The sequence below is a fragment of the Rhodococcus sp. NPDC057014 genome (assembly GCF_042673295.1).
In the GTDB taxonomy this organism is placed as follows: domain Bacteria; phylum Actinomycetota; class Actinomycetes; order Mycobacteriales; family Mycobacteriaceae; genus Rhodococcus_F.
Window position 1 is genome coordinate 1 of sequence record NZ_JBHUSF010000627.1, and the last position, 1,535, is coordinate 1,535.

The following is a 1,535-nucleotide window of genomic DNA, read 5'->3' on the forward strand; positions in this document are numbered from 1 at the left end:
GATTCCGGCCGCGGGCGCAGGGAAGCACGCCTTACTGAGACGCTCGAGGACAAGGCGACTACCGTGACAGGAGTCGCCTATTTTTCGAGGAGCACGGAATGAGTATCCAGTCGGTTGAGTCACGCCGCCATCGCGTCGTGGTCATTGGATCCGGCTTCGGAGGGTTGTTCGGCACACAGGCGCTGAAGAATGCCGACGTCGACATCACCATGATCGCGCGCACCACTCACCACCTGTTCCAGCCGTTGCTGTACCAGGTCGCGACCGGCATCCTCTCCGTCGGCGACATCGCCCCCGCCACCCGCCTCGTGCTGCGGAAGCAGAAGAACACGCAGGTGCTGCTCGGCGATGTCGAGAAGATCGATCTCGAGGCGAAGACGATCACCTCCCGGTTCCTGGACCGGACCACCGTCACCCCGTACGACAGCTTGATCGTCGCCGCCGGCGCGGGACAGTCGTACTTCGGCAACGATCACTTCTCCGAGTTCGCACCCGGCATGAAGACGATCGACGACGCACTGGAGTTGCGCGGCCGGATCCTCGGCGCGTTCGAGCAGGCCGAGTTGTCGAGCGATCCCGCCGAGCGGGCCCGGCTCCTGACGTTCGTCGTCGTCGGCGCAGGCCCGACCGGCGTCGAGCTCGCCGGCCAGATCGCGGAACTGTCGCGGCGCACCCTGTCGGGGGCGTTCCGCAACATCGACCCCCGCGAGGCCCGGGTGATCCTGCTGGACGGCGCGGACGACGTCCTGCCCGTCTACGGCGGCAAGCTCAGCCGCAAGGCCCGCCAGCAGCTGGAGAAGCTCGGCATCGAGATCCAGCTCGGCGCGATGGTCGTCGACGTCGACGTGGACGGTCTCGTCGTCAAGGACAAGGACGGCACGCAGCGCCGGATCGAGTCGCAGTGCAAGGTGTGGTCGGCCGGTGTGCAGGCGAGCCCGCTGGGCAAGCAGATCGCGGACCAGTCCGACGCCGACATCGACCGCGCCGGACGCGTCCTGGTCAACCCGGACCTGTCGGTGCCCGGCCACCCGGACGTGTTCGTGATCGGCGACATGATGTCGCTCGACAAGCTGCCGGGTCTGGCTCAGGTCGCGATGCAGGGCGGCAAGTACGCGGCCCATCAGATCAAGGCCGGCCTGAGCGGGCAGAAGCCGCAGGACCGCCCGCCGTTCAAGTACTTCGACAAGGGCAGCATGGCCACCATCTCGCGGTTCAGTGCGGTGGCGAAGGTCGGCAAGCTCGAGATCAGCGGATTCATCGGCTGGGTGGCGTGGCTGGCGATCCACCTGATGTACCTGGTCGGGTTCCGCAGCCGGCTGTCGACACTGCTGTCGTGGACGGTGACGTTCCTCGGTCGCGGACGCGCGCAGATGGCGTCTACCGAGCAGTGGGTGTTCGCCCGCAACGCGATGGAGCAGTTGGAGCGGCACGAGCGGGAGAAGGAGACGGCGGAGAAGTCGTCGGGCGGCGAGCAGCGCAAGGCCGCCGGGTGACGCAGTCATCCACCTGAGCTGAACGTGGCGGAGGGGACGGAC

General features: G+C 67.2%; 1 protein-coding gene. It reads left to right on the forward strand.

The window, feature by feature from the left end; genetic code table 11:
• The first annotated feature begins 98 nt into the window (after positions 1-98).
• A complete protein-coding gene (locus ACFTZB_RS45565; RefSeq protein ID WP_378442578.1) occupies positions 99-1,493 on the forward strand; it encodes an NAD(P)/FAD-dependent oxidoreductase in 1,395 nt (464 codons plus the stop codon).
• Positions 1,494-1,535 lie beyond the last annotated feature (42 nt).

What these genes read in the sequence shown, in the direction of transcription:
- ACFTZB_RS45565 (WP_378442578.1), top strand. Translation starts at nt 99, where the DNA reads ATGAGTATCCAGTCGGTTGAGTCACGCCGCCATCGCGTCGTGGTCATT.